Annotated in this window: 17 protein-coding genes; 6 read left to right on the top strand and 11 right to left on the bottom strand. The window is 29.9% G+C overall.

Features of this window, described 5'->3' with window-relative positions; genetic code table 11:
• Nucleotides 1-40 precede the first annotated feature (40 nt).
• The 5 genes from OD91_RS11650 to dnaK all read right to left on the bottom strand — a co-directional run bounded on the left by OD91_RS11650 (nucleotide 41) and on the right by dnaK (nucleotide 5,524).
• Nucleotides 41-670 carry a GyrI-like domain-containing protein gene (locus tag OD91_RS11650; protein WP_186434448.1) on the bottom strand — a complete coding sequence of 210 codons (630 nt, stop codon included), beginning with the start codon at nucleotides 668-670 and terminating at the stop codon, nucleotides 41-43.
• A gap of 10 nt (nucleotides 671-680) precedes the next feature.
• Nucleotides 681-1,598, bottom strand: a complete 918-nt coding sequence (locus OD91_RS11655; protein ID WP_144896560.1) for a GyrI-like domain-containing protein — start codon at nucleotides 1,596-1,598, stop codon at nucleotides 681-683.
• A 68-nt stretch (nucleotides 1,599-1,666) separates the two neighbouring features.
• On the bottom strand, nucleotides 1,667-2,968 hold the full coding sequence (locus tag OD91_RS11660) for an NAD(P)/FAD-dependent oxidoreductase (protein ID WP_144896561.1): 1,302 nt from the start codon (nucleotides 2,966-2,968) through the stop codon (nucleotides 1,667-1,669).
• A gap of 57 nt (nucleotides 2,969-3,025) precedes the next feature.
• Nucleotides 3,026-3,550: a hypothetical protein gene (locus tag OD91_RS11665; RefSeq protein WP_144896562.1), complete on the bottom strand. Its 525-nt coding sequence runs from the start codon at nucleotides 3,548-3,550 to the stop codon at nucleotides 3,026-3,028.
• A 72-nt stretch (nucleotides 3,551-3,622) separates the two neighbouring features.
• Nucleotides 3,623-5,524: a molecular chaperone DnaK gene (dnaK, locus tag OD91_RS11670; protein WP_144896563.1), complete on the bottom strand. Its 1,902-nt coding sequence runs from the start codon at nucleotides 5,522-5,524 to the stop codon at nucleotides 3,623-3,625.
• A 245-nt stretch (nucleotides 5,525-5,769) separates the two neighbouring features.
• On the opposite strand from dnaK, the gene OD91_RS11675 reads away from it, so the two are divergent.
• Entirely contained in the window at nucleotides 5,770-6,111 is a 342-nt protein-coding gene (locus OD91_RS11675) for a DUF2853 family protein (protein WP_144896564.1), read from the top strand.
• A gap of 91 nt (nucleotides 6,112-6,202) precedes the next feature.
• On the top strand, nucleotides 6,203-7,624 hold the full coding sequence (locus OD91_RS11680) for an L-serine ammonia-lyase (RefSeq protein WP_186434449.1): 1,422 nt from the start codon (nucleotides 6,203-6,205) through the stop codon (nucleotides 7,622-7,624).
• On the opposite strand, the gene OD91_RS11685 is transcribed toward OD91_RS11680, so the two are convergent.
• Nucleotides 7,592-7,921: a DUF2809 domain-containing protein gene (locus OD91_RS11685; RefSeq protein WP_255513245.1), complete on the bottom strand. Its 330-nt coding sequence runs from the start codon at nucleotides 7,919-7,921 to the stop codon at nucleotides 7,592-7,594. The genes OD91_RS11680 and OD91_RS11685 overlap by 33 nt on opposite strands.
• A gap of 56 nt (nucleotides 7,922-7,977) precedes the next feature.
• Entirely contained in the window at nucleotides 7,978-8,736 is a 759-nt protein-coding gene (gene yaaA, locus OD91_RS11690; RefSeq protein ID WP_144896566.1) for a peroxide stress protein YaaA, read from the bottom strand.
• 168 nt (nucleotides 8,737-8,904) lie between these two features.
• On the opposite strand from yaaA, the gene OD91_RS11695 reads away from it, so the two are divergent.
• On the top strand, nucleotides 8,905-10,224 hold the full coding sequence (locus tag OD91_RS11695; protein ID WP_144896567.1) for a hypothetical protein: 1,320 nt from the start codon (nucleotides 8,905-8,907) through the stop codon (nucleotides 10,222-10,224).
• On the opposite strand, the gene OD91_RS11700 is transcribed toward OD91_RS11695, so the two are convergent.
• Nucleotides 10,221-11,255 (bottom strand): RluA family pseudouridine synthase, encoded by a 1,035-nt coding sequence (locus OD91_RS11700; protein ID WP_144896568.1) that lies wholly within the window; start codon nucleotides 11,253-11,255, stop codon nucleotides 10,221-10,223. The genes OD91_RS11695 and OD91_RS11700 overlap by 4 nt on opposite strands.
• Before the next feature lie 57 nt (nucleotides 11,256-11,312).
• On the bottom strand, nucleotides 11,313-11,867 hold the full coding sequence (locus OD91_RS11705) for a PASTA domain-containing protein (RefSeq protein WP_144896569.1): 555 nt from the start codon (nucleotides 11,865-11,867) through the stop codon (nucleotides 11,313-11,315).
• A gap of 91 nt (nucleotides 11,868-11,958) precedes the next feature.
• Between OD91_RS11705 and OD91_RS11710 the strand changes: the two genes are divergently transcribed.
• The 3 genes from OD91_RS11710 (at nucleotide 11,959) to OD91_RS11720 (ending at nucleotide 15,279) form a co-directional block, all read left to right on the top strand.
• Complete coding sequence (locus tag OD91_RS11710; RefSeq protein WP_144896570.1) at nucleotides 11,959-12,939, top strand: D-alanine--D-alanine ligase; 981 nt, start codon at nucleotides 11,959-11,961, stop codon at nucleotides 12,937-12,939.
• 66 nt (nucleotides 12,940-13,005) lie between these two features.
• Complete coding sequence (gene coaD, locus OD91_RS11715; protein WP_144896571.1) at nucleotides 13,006-13,461, top strand: pantetheine-phosphate adenylyltransferase; 456 nt, start codon at nucleotides 13,006-13,008, stop codon at nucleotides 13,459-13,461.
• A 66-nt stretch (nucleotides 13,462-13,527) separates the two neighbouring features.
• Nucleotides 13,528-15,279: a M14 family metallopeptidase gene (locus OD91_RS11720; protein ID WP_255513246.1), complete on the top strand. Its 1,752-nt coding sequence runs from the start codon at nucleotides 13,528-13,530 to the stop codon at nucleotides 15,277-15,279.
• Here OD91_RS11720 and OD91_RS11725 read toward each other — a convergent pair.
• Together OD91_RS11725 and OD91_RS11730 are read right to left on the bottom strand one after the other, a co-directional pair.
• Complete coding sequence (locus OD91_RS11725) at nucleotides 15,276-16,802, bottom strand: ATP-binding protein (protein WP_144896573.1); 1,527 nt, start codon at nucleotides 16,800-16,802, stop codon at nucleotides 15,276-15,278. The genes OD91_RS11720 and OD91_RS11725 overlap by 4 nt on opposite strands.
• A 12-nt stretch (nucleotides 16,803-16,814) precedes the next feature.
• Entirely contained in the window at nucleotides 16,815-17,294 is a 480-nt protein-coding gene (locus OD91_RS11730; RefSeq protein WP_144896574.1) for a Rab family GTPase, read from the bottom strand.
• Nucleotides 17,295-17,305: the final 11 nt, after the last annotated feature.

The raw sequence follows: 17,305 nt of genomic DNA on the forward strand, positions 1-17,305 counted from the left end.
ATACCGAGTTGTAAATTTTGAATGATGAATTGTTATGCTGCTATCTTAACTTGAACCTTAAAACTGTTTTTAATTTTTCTGGAGCAACTTTTCTAAAATCTGATAAGTATATTTCTTTATGAACTTTAGAATCTCTTTCTAGACCTTCACTTTTTGCAAATTCTTCCATGATTTTAAAAGAAGCAGGTTCATTATCATAAGAGCCAATATGAAGCATTTGAATACATTTTCCTTCCGTAATTTTCTTGAATTTAACTTTATCAAACAATAGGTTTGTTTTCTTTAGTTTTACTTTTTCAATAGCTTTTAATGCGTAATTTTCTGTAACAAAATTAGGTTGTCTTATCATTAATGTAAAAACCAAATCGTTTTTATTCAACTTTGTGTTTTCTGTGTATGTTTTTTTTGCTTCATCAGAAATATCCCAAACTCCTTCTAAAGGATAGACAGTGTAATCGTAATAATCTTTTAAAACAGGATTCTTTTTTAAGCCCATTTTGATACCATAACAAATAGGATATAATGCTCTAATATATGCTGAAAATTCTGGATTATTGGGATTTCCTTTTCCAGATATTGTTAAATAATTATATTCAGGAATTTCTATAATTTCTGGTTTAGTTTTAGGAATGTAAACTTGTTTTTCCTTTTTTCTCCACTCGTGTTTCATCAGAATAATATTAAAGAACTGGAATACATAGATCTACAATAAATTTGTTCTCTGGATGCTCTGCAGCGTTATTGTAATAAATTTCAAAAGGATCAACTTCAGATTTTTTGTAACCATTTTCTATCATCCATGCAAAGCTAGACTCCCAAGCTTGTTGAAATTGAAAAGGCTTAATCTCTAATCTAGAAACAATACATTTTGTTGGAGTTAATACTTTTAAATTTACTTGTTCGTCAAAATCAATAGGATCATTTAAAACAATGCAAGCGCTCATTCTTAAATTATTAGGATCTGTAATTTTGGGGCTATCATGATAAATAGTTACCATTCTTGTTTGCTCATTGATCAAACCTTTTGGAGTTGCCCATTTTACTAACCTACCATACACACTTCCAATTGCTTCAATTTTTCCTTTATGAGAAATATAAGCTAAATCTAATCTAGGAATTTTTTTAATTTCTGTTTTTGCATTCATCTGTAACCAATTTAAAGCGTTGTTTATATTACAAATATATTGCTCAAAAGTGGTTTGTATTATTCCATTCTTGCTTTCAGTTTTGCAAATCTTGCTATATTTTTCTGGGCTTTCTTTTTTGAAATTTACAGGAGATATTCCATAAAATTTTTTAAAAGCTTTAGAAAATGAAGAAATACTAGAAAAACCAACTTCTTCAGAAATTTCTGTAACAGTTTTTTCTTTCTGATGTAATAAAAACGATGCTGCTTTTTCAATTCGCTTTCTTACTATAAAATTATTTACAGTTTCTCCTGTTACAGCAGAAAAAAGACGATGAAAATGATAGGGAGAAAAAAAAGCTTTTTTAGAAACTTCATATAAATCTAGTTTTTTATCTAGATTATCTTCAATAAAAACTATTGAGTTTGATATTCTTGTAACTATTTGATTTGTTATTTTAGAAGATTTCATGAAATCTATTTAATAAAATTTAAGAAGCAATTTATACAAAAGTTATAGAATTTACTTTGTAAATCTTGCTACATTTTATTTTTAAGACGAATTTTTTTATTTTTCTTATAAGGTCTAATAATCAATCTAGTTTCTCTGTCAAAACGAATATAATTATAGACCCAATTTAGAAAAACAATTGCCTTATTTCTAAAACCAATTAAAGAAAATAGGTGTACAAACATCCAAACAAACCAAGCAAAAATTCCTTGAAACTTCCATTTAGGTAAATCTACAACAGCTTTATTTCTACCAATTGTTGCCATAGAACCTTTATCATTATATTCAAAAGGTTTCATTTTCTTTTGATTGATTTTAGCTAAAATATTTTTTGCTAATAATTTTCCTTGTTGAATAGCGGGTTGCGCCATCATAGGATGTCCTTTTGGAGTTTTCTTAGAACTCATACAAGCAACATCACCAATGGCGTACACATTTTCATATTGCTCTATTTGATTGAATTCGTCAACTTTTATTCTTGCTGCTCTTTCAATAATACACTCAGTTTCTAATCCGTTAATTGTTTGCCCTTTTACACCAGCGGCCCAAATTACAGTTGCAGATTTAAAATGATCTTCTCCGTTTGTAGTAACCGTTGTTCCATTATAATCTAAAACACGTAAATTTTTCCAAACATCAACACCTAAATCAATTAAAAAATCTTCTGCTTTTTTAGAAGCTTTATTGCTCATACCTTTTAATATTTCTCCAGAACTTTGAATCAAGTTTATTTTCATTAACCTGATGTCTAAATCAGGATAATCTTTTGGTAAAATCCCTTTTTTCATTTCTGCCAAAGCACCTGCTAATTCAACACCAGTTGGCCCACCACCTACAATAATAAAATTCATTAAAGCATTTCTTTCTTCTAGATTTGAGGTTAATAAAGCTTCCTCAAAATTTTCTAAAATAAGACTTCTAATATTTAAAGATTGCGGAATTGATTTCATTTCCATTGCATATTTCTGGATATTAGTATTTCCAAAAAAGTTTGTAGTAGAGCCTGTAGCAATAATTAATTTATCGAATTCTAAATCGCCTATAGAAGTTTCAATGCTATTTTTGTTTGCATTAATTTTTAGAACTTCTGCTAATCTAAAATAGAAATTATCTACATCGTTAAAGCGTTTTCTTAATGGAAAAGCAATTGAGTCTGGTTCTAATCCGCCAGTGGCAACTTGGTATAATAAAGGTTGAAATGTATGATAGTTATGTTTGTCTATTAAAACAACTTGTAATTCTTGCTTTTCAAGACCTTTTGCAGCAGCTAAACCTGCAAATCCACCTCCAATGATCACAACTCTTGGAAAGCTAGTTTGTGGAATATTCATCTAGATTTTAACGGTTTTAAATCTATAGTAAATTTACGAAATAAATAAGAGTTTCTTTTACTTGTAAGCTAATTTAATCTCCTGGAAAGTTTTATTTGTATTAATAAATTTAGAAATAATATTGAATCTTAACGTTTCAATTTCTTCATTAAAATAGCTAGCCCATTTATTATCTTTAAACAAATGATTTATTTTTTTTGTTCTGTTTTGTGCTTCTGAAAATGTAAATAAATAGTTTGTTGATTTTTCTTTCTTAGGTTGAATTCTTGCAGTTTTTGATTCAAAATCAACTTTTATATAAAATGTTTTTTCAGTTGAATTGATTGGATAGAAGTTTGTCCATTTTGCAAAACCAATAACTGTTTGTTGATTTTTATAATTTTCATCAGAAATTAATTTCCATCTACAATTAGCAACTCTTCCCCAATGATTTGATTTTCTAAATACACCTTCTTCAGTATAAAAATAAATGCTTTCTGATTTACTTTTATAATTTGTGTTTTCTGGAAATTCAAAGTCATCAACTTGTTGGAATTCGCAAAAAGTATGTTTAAAAAAGTTAGTTTGATTGTAGGTTTTCAAATGAAAATAGATTGAATTAAAAAACGCAACCAAATTAATGATTGCGTTTTATATCTATAGTAATTAAATTACTTATTTAACTTCTTCGAAGTCTACATCTTCAACATTGTCACCTTGCGCATCTTCTGTTTGAGGTTCTCCTTGTTGAGCTCCAGCATCTGCACCTGCAGCACCTTGTGCAGCATACATTTCTTCTGAGGCAACTTTCCAAGCTTCATTTATCTTTTCCATTGCAGCATCAATTTGTGCAAGATCTTTAGATTCATGAGCAGCTTTTAATTCAACTAAAGCAGCTTCGATTGGTCCTTTTTTCTCATCAGATAATTTCTCTCCAAATTCTTTTAATTGCTTTTCTGTTTGGAAAATCATTCCATCAGCGCCATTAATTTTTTCTGCAGTTTCTTTTGCTTTACTATCAGCTTCAGCGTTTGCTTCTGCATCTGCTTTCATTTGTGCGATGTCTTCTTCAGATAATCCAGAAGAAGCCTCAATTTTAATGTCTTGAGATTTTCCAGTTGCTTTATCAGAAGCAGAAACATTGATTATTCCGTTTGCATCAATATCAAAAGTTACTTCAATTTGAGGTACTCCTCTTTGTGCTGGTGGAATATCTGTTAATTGGAAACGACCAATTGTTTTGTTATCCGCAGCCATGGCTCTTTCTCCTTGTAATACATGAATGTCTACAGAAGGTTGATTGTCTACTGCTGTAGAAAATACTTGCGATTTCTTTGTTGGAATGGTTGTGTTTGCATCAATTAATTTTGTGAAAACATTCCCCATAGTTTCAATACCTAATGATAAAGGAGTAACGTCTAATAACAATACATCTTTTACATCACCAGATAATACTCCACCTTGAATTGCAGCTCCTAAAGCAACAACTTCATCAGGATTTACACCTTTACTTGGTGCTTTTTTAAAGAATTTTTCAACAGCTTCTTGTACAGCAGGGATTCTTGTAGAACCACCAACTAAAACAACTTCATCAATATCAGATATTGATAAATCAGCATTTTTTAATGCAGTAGCACAAGGCTCTATTGTTCTTTTTACTAAATCGTCAATTAATTGCTCAAATTTAGCTCTAGTCATTGTTCTTACCAAGTGTTTTGGGCCACTAGCAGTAGCTGTAATATATGGTAAGTTTATTTCTGTAGAAGTTGTGCTAGATAATTCAATCTTCGCTTTTTCTGCAGCTTCTTTTAAACGTTGTAAAGACATTGGGTCTTTACGTAAATCCATTCCTTCTTCTGCATTAAACTCATCTGCTAACCAGTTGATTAATTTTTCATCAACATCATCACCACCTAAATGCGTATCTCCATCTGTTGCTAAAACTTCAAAAACACCATCTCCTAATTCTAAGATAGAAACATCATGTGTTCCTCCACCAAAATCAAAAACAACAATTTTCTTATCTTCACTAGCCTTGTCTAAACCGTACGCTAAAGCTGCGGCAGTAGGCTCGTTTATTATTCTTTTAACTTTTAATCCTGCAATTTCACCTGCTTCTTTTGTAGCTTGTCTTTGTGCATCGTTAAAATATGCTGGTACCGTAATAACCGCTTCAGAAACATCAGTTCCTAAATAGTCTTCGGCAGTTTTTTTCATTTTCTGTAACACCATAGCAGAAATTTCTTGTGGTGTATATAAACGACCATCAATATCTACACGTGGTGTATCATTATCTCCTTTAACTACTTTATAAGGAACTCTCTTTGCTTCTTTAGAAGACTCAGAAAATTTATTCCCCATAAAACGTTTTATAGAATATACTGTTTTTGTTGGATTGGTAACGGCTTGTCTTTTTGCTGGATCACCAATTTTACGCTCTCCACCTTCTACAAATGCTACTACAGAAGGTGTAGTTCTTTTTCCTTCGGCATTAGGGATTACCACTGGCTCGTTTCCTTCCATTACAGAGACACAAGAGTTGGTGGTACCTAAATCAATTCCAATAATTTTACTCATAACTAATATTTATATTTAAAAATTTTAATTCAATTTTACTTTTATACCATTGACAATATGTGTGCCAAGGGATTTTTGACTAAAAATTGGCAGTTTTGAAAAAAATAATTAAAAAATTGTGACATATTGACACAAATTGTATCTAAAATAATAGAAGGATACATTTTTAAGCAGTGCCTTTTTTTAGTATATTTGGGTAATTGCTTAATTTTAATATAATTAAACCACAAAAAAAACAATAAATCATGAGTAAATTTGACGAAAAAGTAGCTTTGTATAAAAAATTTATGGACGATAGAGATCTACGTTCAAACACAGAATTATTAGCAGCTGTAACAAAAGGTTTAGGCCCATCTATTTATAAAGCAGATGCAGAGACTGTTTCTGGTTCTGATCCGAAAGAATTAGCAACTGTTAAAAATAATTACTTAATTAAAAAATTAGGGTTAAAGGATAGCAAAGAATTAGACGCTGGTATTGAAGAAGTAATGGATAGAATTGGAAAGTCTGAAAGAAAAAAATATAGAGCTGTAGTGTACTACATGTTAATGAAAAAATTCGATAAAGAATCTGTTTACGGATTCTAAAGATTTCTTCTTTTAAAATAATAATAAAAATCCAACTCATTGAGTTGGATTTTTTACATTTACGGCATTATTATATGTAAAAAATAAGAATGTGCAATTTATTAGTGTTTTTGATATGCTTAAGGTTGGTGTAGGCCCATCTAGTTCTCATACCTTAGGTCCTTGGAGAGCTGCACAGCAATGGATTACAAGAATAAAAGAAACAAATCTCTTTGATTCTATCGATGGAATTAAAATAGATTTATATGGTTCGCTTTCATTAACAGGAAAAGGTCATGCTACAGATTTTGCAATACTGTTAGGGTTAAGTGGAACGGACCCAGAATATATTCCGATTGCAGATATTGATACAATTATCAATCAAATTAAAAGTAATAAGAAGTTACATTTTAATAATGAGAAAGAAATCAATTTTTCGATTGAAAATGTTGTTTTTAATAAAGACTTTTTACCATTTCATTCTAACGGACTTACCTTTAGAGGTTTTTCTAAAGGAAAAGAAATTTCAACAGAAACATATTATTCTATTGGCGGTGGTTTTATTGTGAAAGAAACCGATTCACTATCAGAAGAAATAGCAATAACTAAGCAAAATTTTCCATTTCCAATTAATAGAGCTGTTCAATTAGAAGAATATTGTGAGAACGAAAATCTGTTAATTTCTGATATTGTTTTAAATAATGAACTTGAACTTAGAAGTAAAGAAGAAATAGATATCGAGTTAAAAAGAATCTGGGATACCATGCTAGAATGCATGTATATTGGTTGCCATACTGAAGGAAAACTTCCTGGAGGATTAAATGTAAAACGAAGAGCTTTCGATTCGCATAAAAAGTTGATAAAAGACGGAAAGTATACCAATGCAAACGAATGGATTTCTGCCATTAGGAATTCGGAAGTAAAATTTAGAGAAATTTTAAAGTGGGTGAGTTGTTTTGCGCTTTCTACCAATGAAGTAAATGCCTCTTTAGGAAGAGTTGTAACTGCGCCAACAAATGGAAGTGCTGGTGTAATTCCTGCTGTTTTAATGTATTATTTAGTGATTGAAAATCACGAAGCTGATTTTGAACATATTAAAAAATTCTTGTTAACGGCTGGAGAAATTGGAAGTATTTTTAAGAAAAATGCTACAATTTCTGCAGCAATGGGAGGTTGTCAGGCAGAGATTGGTGTTTCTTCGGCTATGGCGGCGGCGGCATTAACAGAATTGTTAGACGGAACTCCTGCACAATGTTTAGTGGCAGCAGAAATTGCTATGGAACATCATTTAGGTTTAACCTGTGATCCAATAGGAGGTTTGGTTCAAGTTCCATGTATAGAACGGAATGCAATGGGGGCAATAAAAGCAATTAATGCAGCAGAATTAGCTTTGGAAACAAATCCTAAAGAATCATTAGTCCCATTAGATAAAGTAATTGATACGATGTGGGAAACCGCTAAAGATATGAACCGTAATTATAAAGAAACTTCTGAAGGTGGATTAGCTGTTACAGTTAGAATAGTTGATTGTTAATTTGTTATCTAAAGGGAAACATAATAAAGCGCCAATTGAGTAAGCTAATAAATCTAGCCAATCGAAAGTTGAGCCTAAAACTATTTTTGCAATTTTATTATTTTCTAAACCCAAGAGAGAAGCAAATTGAAAATATTGCAATATTTCAATTATAAAAGCAAATATTAAAACTCCAATAATTAATTTTATTGAATTTCCGTGATAAAAAATTCTACAAAAAGAGAATAATAATATCACTACTAAAACATCACCTAAAATAGGTCTTATAAATTTATCTTTAAAAAAAGTTGCTATCAATACCTCTATTAAAAATAAAAGTAAGGTTATATAAATATATTTTTTGTCGATTTTCACTATCGTGTAAATACCAATTCCGTTTCTGAAGACATACTCTCTGAAAACCCGTATTTATCTACATTAAAACCTTTTAAATCTTCTATGGTTTTAATATTATTATCGATGATATAACGTACCATTAATCCACGTGCTTTTTTAGCAAAAGTCATAATGGTTTTGTATTGCCCGTTTTTAAAATCTTTAAAAACAGGAGTTATCATGGAGACTTTTAATACTTTTTGATTTACTGCTTTAAAGTATTCTGAACTGGCTAAATTTACAAGTAACTCATCATCTTCTATTTCGCTGTTTAAAGTATTGGCAAGTTCGTCTCCCCAGAATTTATACAAGTTATCTTTTCTTCCAACCTTTATGCGTGTACCCATTTCTAAACGATACGGTTGAATTAAATCTAACGGTTTTAATAAACCATATAAACCTGATAAAATGCGTAAATTGTTTTGCAATAAAGGCAATTTTTCTTCGGATAAAGTGGTTACATCTATTCCTCTAAAAACTTCACCAGTAAAAGCATAAATAGCTTGTTTAGCATTATCTAAATTAAAAGGAGGTTGCCATGTTTGATTACGCTCGTAATTTAATTCGGCTAACGCAGAAGAAATACTCATTAAATCGCCCAACTTTTTTCTAGACAACGTTTTTAGTTTCTTGTTTAGTTTTTCTGATTGATCTAAAAACTGAGGTTGTGTATGCAAGCTTGTGTTAGCTTTAGTCTCAAAATCTAATGATTTGGCTGGAGATATGATTATTTTCATACTGAAAAATGTTGATGCTTTTAAATGTTGAATTGTTATAATGTAAAAGTACAATTCAAATAAAGAAAATTCAAATTTTAGTGATTTTAAAATTGATAATAGTATTTGTGAAATTTATAAAAAAAATAACCTTAAGTTTTTTTTACTATTTTAGTATAAAAATATAATATGCATAAGAAAAAATTCTCAAAGCTTATAGGGCTTAAATATGAAGATTTTTTAAGCTTTAAAGAATCTGGTCAAATAATCTCTCAAGAGGCAAGATTGATTCCATTGCTTAAAACTGGAGATGAAGGTGCTTTAACTTCAATTTTTTTATCATCTATTAAATTAATTAGAGAGTATAGAAACTCAATATTTAAGGAAATTAAGCTTAGTAAAATTGGAAAAATTTATTATTTAACAGAAGTGGTCTTTAATGATATTAATACAAGCTCTAGAATAGATGGGTTGATATTAGTTGTTTCAAAAGGAATAATTAAAGATGCAGTTGTTTTTGAAATGAAAAACAAAAACAATAGTGTGGATAAAAATCAAGTTGAAAAATATATTAATCTTTGTAAAAAGATTGGTGTTTCTAAAATGGCTACAATTTCAAATGAATTTGTTTCTGATTCAAGCTTGTCGCCTGTGAATGCAAAAGCACCAAGAAATTTTTCTTTATATCATTTTTCTTGGACATATCTAATGACCAAAGGTCAATTGTTGCTTTTTAAAAATGATGCAAACATAAAGGATGAGGATCAGGTAGAAATAATGAAGGAAGTTTTATATTATTTTGACAGTCCAACTTCAGGTATCAATGGTTATCATATGATGAAAAAAGGCTGGAAAGAAACTGTTGATAATATTTCTAACAGAATTCCTTTAAGGGTTACAGATACTAGTCTTATTGAAGCTGTAGAAAGTTGGCATGAGGAGGAAAAAGATATGGCTTTATTCTTAAGTAGAAAACTTGGGGTTTTAGTTAAATCTACAAATAGAAATAAAGACAGTGTTAAGGATGATGTAAGAAGAATTGTGAAAAGTGAAGAATTATTTGGTAACTTAAGTGTGAAAAATTCTGTTTCAAATATAAAAATAAGATTAGATTTTGAAGTTAAAACAGTTTCTATGGCGGTAAAGGTAAACCCTCCGCAAAATAAAGGAACAATTGCTAAAATAACTTGGATAGGAAAACAATTAGAGTCAGCAAAAAAGAAAAATGAATTAGTGTTTTCTACTTTAGAAAAAGATTTATTAATTGAAGCAAATGTTAAGCATGCAAGAGAAAATATAAGAATTCCTATAACGGGTTTTGAAATTTTGTTACAAGATACCAAGGGAAAAGAAATTCAGGCATTTAATATTGTTTTAATGTCAAAATTTAATGCAAGTTTTGGAAGCAATAAAAAATTTATTGCATTAATAGAGAAAATGGTTATTGAATTTTATTCAGGAATTGTTCAACATTTAGCTAATTGGAATCAACCAGCTCCAAAACTTTAATCTATATCCTTAGAATTCTCAGAATAGGTACGCCATTTTTCTAAACAGTTGCTAATATCCTCAGGAACTTCAGAATTAAATTGCATAAACTCTCCAGTAGTTGGGTGAGTAAATCCTAGGGTTTTTGCATGCAATGCTTGTCTTGGCAATGTTTTAAAACAGTTTTGTACAAACTGTTTGTATTTAGTAAACGTAGTACCTTTTAAAATATCATCTCCACCATAACGTTCGTCATTAAAAAGAGTATGTCCAATATGTTTAAAATGCGCTCTAATTTGATGTGTTCTTCCAGTCTCTAATTTACACTGTACTAGGGTAACATACGTTAATCTTTCTAAAACTTTAAAATGAGTGACTGCATGTTTTCCAAAATCACCATCAGGAAAAACAGACATCTGTAAACGGTTTTTTAAACTACGTCCAATATGTCCTTCAATTTTGCCTTCATCTTCATCCATATGTCCCCAAACCAAAGCGTAATACAAACGCTCTGTAGTTCTGTCAAAAAATTGCTTAGATAAGTGTGCCATGGCAAATTCCGTTTTGGCAACTACTAATAATCCACTGGTATCTTTATCAATTCTATGAACCAAACCTGGGCGTTCGTTAGAATTGGTCGGTAAATTTTCTATATGATGAATTAATCCGTTTACCAAGGTCCCAGAATAATTTCCATGACCAGGATGCACAACCATTCCTGCAGATTTATTGACAACAATTACAGTATCATCTTCATAAACAATGTCTAACGGAATATCTTCTGCAACCAATAAATTTTCGTGTGGTGGATGTGCCAAAACTACTCGTACAACATCATTAGGTTTAACTTTGTAGTTCGATTTTACGGCAACATCATTTACCAAAACATTACCCGCTTTTGCAGCTTGTTGCACTTTGTTTCTAGTAGCATTTTCTACAAAATTCATTAAAAATTTATCGACACGTAATGGTTCTTGACCACTACCTGCAGTAAATCGATAATGCTCGTATAATTCGTCGTTCTCTAAATCTTGTGGATTATTCTCTTGCACTTCTATAATTTAAGGGAAACAAAGTATTTAAACTTTATTGTTTTTACTAACATCTAACTAATACCCATTTCCATCACCTAAAACTAAGTCTATCACAGAGTTTTTAGGTAATTTATCTCCTGGATTTACTTTTTCGCCTTTAAATCGGAAACCTCTTACAACGTTTTTTCCTAAATCTGGAATAAATGTAAACTTACCAACTTTAAAACCAATAGCACTTAATTGTGTAACTACTTGACGTTTAGTTCTTCCTAGTAATTCAGGGATTTTAACATCTCTAAATCTAGACGGATTTAAGGTTAAGTATATTTTACGTTGCTCTTTTACAAAATCGCCAGCTTCTGGATTTTGCTCAATCACAGATTTTATAGGGTAATTTGGATTAAAACTTGCAGAATCAATCACAATAAAGTCTAATTCTAAATCGGTTAATTTTTTTTGAACTTCAGCCAATGACATTTTTTGTAAATCTGGAACTTGAATTTTTTGACTATGATTTGTGCTAAAACCCAACCACCAATTTAAAATAAAAATAAAAGCTAACAATCCTAAAATTGCCAATCCTATTTGTTTTAAAAACGCCTTGCTTTTTAAGAACTGAAGTAAACTCATGTACTGATTTTTTGGTTTCACAAATATATAAAAAGTAAACGTTGTGGATTCTATTTATATTTTGATAAATTTGTTTTATTGATCCCAAATTATGAAAAAAAATATTGCCATCATTATGGGTGGATATTCTTCGGAAGTTGATATCTCTTTAAAAAGTGGAAATGTTGTCTATAATCATGTAGATAAAGAAAAATATAATCCATATAGAGTTCATGTTTTACAAGAAGGTTGGACGGTTTTAGATGATGAGAATACTGAATATCCAATTGATAAAAACGATTTTTCTTTTTCACGTAATGGTAGTAAAGTTATTTTCGATTGTGTATTTAATGCAATTCACGGTTCGCCAGGAGAAAACGGAACTGTTTTAGCGTATTTTGATTTAATAGGATTAAAACATACGTCAGCATCTTTTTATCAAATGGCGTTAACGTTTAATAAACGTGATACCTTAAGTGTTGTAAAACAATACGGAATTCCTGCTGCAACATCAGTATATTTAAATCAAGGTGATGCAATAAACTTAGATGCTATTATTGAAAAAGTTGGTTTGCCTTGTTTTATAAAACCAAATAATGCGGGTTCTAGTTTTGGAATTTCAAAAGCTCACACAAAAGAAGAAATGAATCCTGCGTTAGAAAAAGCGTATGCAGAAGATTCAGAAATTTTAATTGAGTCTTTTTTAGATGGAACAGAAGTTTCGGTTGGAGTAATTCAATATAAAGGAAAAACGAAAGTATTGCCAATTACAGAAATTGTTACTGAAAATGACTTCTTTGATTATGAAGCTAAATACGAAGGGAAATCGCAAGAAATTACACCAGCAAGAATTTCTGATGATGAAGAGAAACGAGTACGAGAAATCGCTAAAAAAGTATATGAAATTTTAAATATGTCTGGTTTTTCACGATCAGAATATATTTTGGTAGATGGAATTCCACATTTCTTAGAAATGAATACAGTTCCAGGTTTAACAGAAGAAAGTATTTTACCTCAACAAGCTAATGAAGCAGGGATTTCTTTACAAGCGTTATTTTCTAATGCTATTGAAACCGCTTTAAAAGCAAGTTGATTTGTTATATGTTTATTTGTAAAACAGATGAATTTTTAAACAAATAAACGATTAAACATTTTTATTATGAAAAAAGCTGTATTCCCAGGGTCATTTGATCCAATAACATTAGGTCATGTAGATATTATTAGAAGAGCCATTCCACTTTTTGATGAAATAATTATTGCTATTGGCGTAAACGCTAAGAAGAATTACATGTTTTCTTTAGATGAACGTAAGAACTTTATCGGAAGCACTTTTTTTGCTGAAGACAAAATTTCTGTAGAAACTTATTCTGGTTTAACAGTAGATTATTGTAAAAGCATCAATGCTGATTTTATTTTACGTGGATTAAGAAATCCTGCCGATTTTGAGTTTGAAAAAGCAATTGCACAAACCAATAGAAAATTATCAGGCATTGAGACTGTGTTTTTATTAACTAGTGCAGATACGTCTTTTATTAGTTCTTCGATTGTGAGAGATATCATGCGAAATGGAGGTGATGCAACACAGTTAATTCCTCCTTCGGTTAAAATAAAATAGCAATATTTAACTGTTATATCAAGCGGAGTCGAGATATCTTATATAATTAACTAAAAGTATTTAATTTTGAAAAGGCTACTACAATATTTTCTGATTTTTATTTTGATAGTTTCATGTCAGCAAGAAAAAAAAGAAGCTGAAAAAGATTTTACAACCCTATTTGAAAAATCAGGCGGAACTGAAACTCCAGAATATGAAGCCGTAATTTCTTATTATAAAGATTTAGCCAATAGTTTTAGCGAAATTTCATTATTTGAAATAGGTGAAACCGACTCTGGAAAACCTTTACATTTAGTTGTTTTTAATACTGATGGAAAAACTGACTTAAATAAAATAAAGACTAGCTCTAAAAATCGGGTATTAATTAATAATGGAATTCACCCTGGAGAATCTGACGGAATTGATGCTTCGATGTTATTATTACGTGATATAGTAAAAAATGATTCGTTAAAAACTAAATATAAAAACTCCTTGATTTGTGTAATTCCTGTGTATAATATTGGTGGTGCATTAAATAGAAATTCGCATACGAGAGCAAATCAACAAGGACCAAAAGAATATGGTTTTAGAGGAAACGCTAGAAATTTTGATTTAAATAGAGATTTTATAAAACAAGACACAAAAAATGCTGTTGCTTTTGCAGAAATATTTCATGCTGTGAATCCAGATGTATTTGTAGATAATCATGTAAGTAATGGAGCAGATTATCAATACGCAATTACACATTTGTATACGCAACATAATAAATTAGGAGGGAAGCTAGGTGCTTTTTTGGAAGAAGAAATGCGACCTGATTTAGAAAACTCTCTCAATAAAAAGGGAATTGATATTACACCCTATGTTAATGTTTGGGGTACAACTCCAGAAAAAGGATGGAGTCAGTTTTTTGATTCGCCAAGATACTCAACAGGATACACAACCTTATTTAATACGTTTGGTTTAATGGTTGAAACTCACATGTTAAAACCGTATAAAACTAGAGTAGAACAAACGTATGAATTACTATTTTCTACCTTAGATTTTACAGAGAATCAATCAGTAAAAATTAAAGAATTAAGAAAAAATGTAGTTCAAGAATTAATCGATAAAAAAACATATCCGATTACTTTTAAAGTTGATAAAGAAAATCCATCAACATTTTCTTTTAAAGGCTATGAAGGAGAAATAATTGATAGTAAGGTAACAACTGGTAAACGGTTGTTTTATGATAAAACGAAGCCTTTTAAAAAAGAGGTTAATTATTTCAATAACTATGTTGCTACAAAAAAAGTAACGATTCCTAAAGCATATATTTTACAACAAGGTTGGCATAAAATTATTGATCGATTAGAAAACAATAACATCGAATTTACTCGAATAAAAAAGGACACAGTTATAACTGTTGAGGTGAATCATATTGCAGATTATAAAACGAGAAAATCAGCCTATGAAGGTCATTATTTACATTACAATACTTCCGTAACAAAATCAAAAGAAGAGATTCATTTTAAAAAAGGTGCTATTTATATTCCTACGAATCAAAATGGAATACGATATATTATTGAAACCTTAGAAGCAGAAGCGGTAGATTCATTTTATAATTGGAATTTTTTTGATACAATTTTGCAGCAAAAAGAAGGATATTCTCCTTATGTTTTTGAAGATGTTGCTGAGCAATTTTTAAAAGAAAATCCAGCAATAAAATTAGCTTATGAAGAGAAATTAAAAAGTAATGTTGATTTTGCTAAAAATTCTAGAGCGCAATTATATTGGATTTATAAACAAACGCCACATTATGAAAAGGCGCATTTAAGAATGCCAGTTTTTAAAGTTTATTAATTTTCTAAAACAGAATTTATCACTTCTAAAAGCTCATTTGACGTATAGGGTTTAGAAATTACTCTAGAAAAACCAAGTTTTTTATAACGTCTAATATCATCTACACTTGTGTTTCCAGTAATTGCTAATGCAGGTATGGTAGCATTATGTTTTAAAAACAATTCTTTTTGCTTTATTAACTCTTCACCTGTCATGTGCGGCATGTGAATATCTAATAAAACAAGGTCGAATTTTTGTTCTTTTAGTTTATTAAATGCTTCTAAACCATCGTTTACAATAGTTGTTTTTGCGCCCATTTTCTTTAATAAATGAACGGCAATCATTCGGTTAAACTCATCATCGTCAGCATATAAAATTTCTAAACCGTTAACTTTAGAAGTGTCGTTTACTTTAGTTTCAACAACTTTTTTAGTTTCTAATGGTTTTTCGAAAGGAATATTTATAGTAAAGGTCGTTCCAATATGTAATTCGCTATCAACAATAACCTTACCTTTCATAGATTCGGTTAACAATTTTACAATGGATAAACCTAAGCCCGCACCTCCAAAAACTCTATTATCATCTATATCTGTCTGCTCGTATTCTTTAAAAATCTTACCTAATTGTTTAGGTGTCATCCCTCTACCAGTATCCTTAACCTTAAAACTTAGGATAACTTTATTTTTTTTAATAGACTGTACATCAACTTCTATAGTGATGCTACCGTCGTTGGTGAATTTTAGAGAATTACCAATTAAGTTTATAAGGATTTGAGAAATTCTAACTGAGTCTCCAATAACAGATTCAGGTATTTCGTCTGAAATAGCACTGCTTAATTTTATATGACTTTTGCTGTTATGAAGTTTAAAATTGTTAATTACATTCTCTACAATCTCTTTAATTGAAATTGGTGTTTCAGATAAGTCTAGTTTACCTGCTTCAATTCTAGAGAAGTCTAAAATATCATTTACAATTACTTTCAAATTTTTGCCAGAAATAACTAAAGATTCTGCATACTTTTTAATCTCAGGATTTTTAACGTTAGAAAAAATTAAATCAGCAAAACCTAAAATTGAATTTAAAGGATTTCTAATCTCATGACTCATAATCGCTAAAAATCGAGATTTTTCTTTGTTCAATTTTTCTGCACGTTTTTTTAGTGTGTCAAGCTCTTTGTTTTGTTTATCAAGTTTGCTTTTTACTAAAAAAATATCGTTTCTATTCTGGTTTAATTTTGTGATGTATTTGTAGGTAGAAGTTCTATCTAAAATAGTAACAGTAATGGAATCTTCATTTTTTAATAGCTCAATATCTATATTAAATTCTTTATTGGATGAGGTAATTACCATACCATCCATTTCAAATTCTTTATTAAGAATTAAAGCATCTAATGTAGCTTCTAAAAAAGAACAGGTTTCATAAATAGAATCGTTAATTTTAAATTCTTTTTTTGCAAAAGTACCCGAAAGAATGTTTTTAATAACACCAGAAAAATCTAATTCTAATTGAATAAATGTTTTTTCTATTTTAGGTGATATTATCAATATTAATAAGGTTTATTTTAACGATTTTTCTGCTAAAAGCTGAAAAGCATCTTCTACATTTTCATCTTCTTTTGCACTGGTAAAAAAATCTACGTTTACTAAGTCTTTAATTTTATTTAATTCTTTAGTAGTTACTAGATCTTTTTTGTTTCCTGCTACTATAATGTTTTTTAAACCCGATAATTCTTTAACGCTATCTAGGTTTTCTTTAATATTTTCGTAAGTTTCTTTTCTGCTTAAATCAAAAACATACATGGCAGCGCTTGCGCCTAAAAAGTAAGATTTTGGTAGCTTTTCTTTCCCAATAGTTCCAGAAACGTCCCAAATTAATAGCTTAATAGTGTCATTTTTATGCTCCACTATTTTTGTGCTAACTCTTACGCCAATAGTACTTATATAATCTTCGGAAAAGACACTTTTTACAAACCTTCTTATTAGCGAGGTTTTGCCTACTCCAAAATTACCAACAAGTAATACTTTTTTTGCAGTCATTCAGTTTGGTT

Source organism: Lutibacter sp. Hel_I_33_5 (assembly GCF_007827455.1).
Taxonomy (GTDB): Bacteria; Bacteroidota; Bacteroidia; order Flavobacteriales; family Flavobacteriaceae; genus Polaribacter.

Excerpts from the sequence above, each read along its gene's own strand:
- OD91_RS11650 (WP_186434448.1), bottom strand. The coding sequence starts at position 670 with ATGAAACACGAGTGGAGAAAAAAGGAAAAACAAGTTTACATTCCTAAA.
- OD91_RS11655 (WP_144896560.1), bottom strand. The coding sequence starts at position 1,598 with ATGAAATCTTCTAAAATAACAAATCAAATAGTTACAAGAATATCAAAC.
- OD91_RS11660 (WP_144896561.1), bottom strand. The coding sequence starts at position 2,968 with ATGAATATTCCACAAACTAGCTTTCCAAGAGTTGTGATCATTGGAGGT.
- dnaK (WP_144896563.1), bottom strand. The coding sequence starts at position 5,524 with ATGAGTAAAATTATTGGAATTGATTTAGGTACCACCAACTCTTGTGTC.
- OD91_RS11675 (WP_144896564.1), top strand. The coding sequence starts at position 5,770 with ATGAGTAAATTTGACGAAAAAGTAGCTTTGTATAAAAAATTTATGGAC.
- yaaA (WP_144896566.1), bottom strand. The coding sequence starts at position 8,736 with ATGAAAATAATCATATCTCCAGCCAAATCATTAGATTTTGAGACTAAA.
- OD91_RS11695 (WP_144896567.1), top strand. The coding sequence starts at position 8,905 with ATGCATAAGAAAAAATTCTCAAAGCTTATAGGGCTTAAATATGAAGAT.
- OD91_RS11705 (WP_144896569.1), bottom strand. The coding sequence starts at position 11,867 with ATGAGTTTACTTCAGTTCTTAAAAAGCAAGGCGTTTTTAAAACAAATA.
- OD91_RS11710 (WP_144896570.1), top strand. The coding sequence starts at position 11,959 with ATGAAAAAAAATATTGCCATCATTATGGGTGGATATTCTTCGGAAGTT.
- coaD (WP_144896571.1), top strand. The coding sequence starts at position 13,006 with ATGAAAAAAGCTGTATTCCCAGGGTCATTTGATCCAATAACATTAGGT.
- OD91_RS11730 (WP_144896574.1), bottom strand. The coding sequence starts at position 17,294 with ATGACTGCAAAAAAAGTATTACTTGTTGGTAATTTTGGAGTAGGCAAA.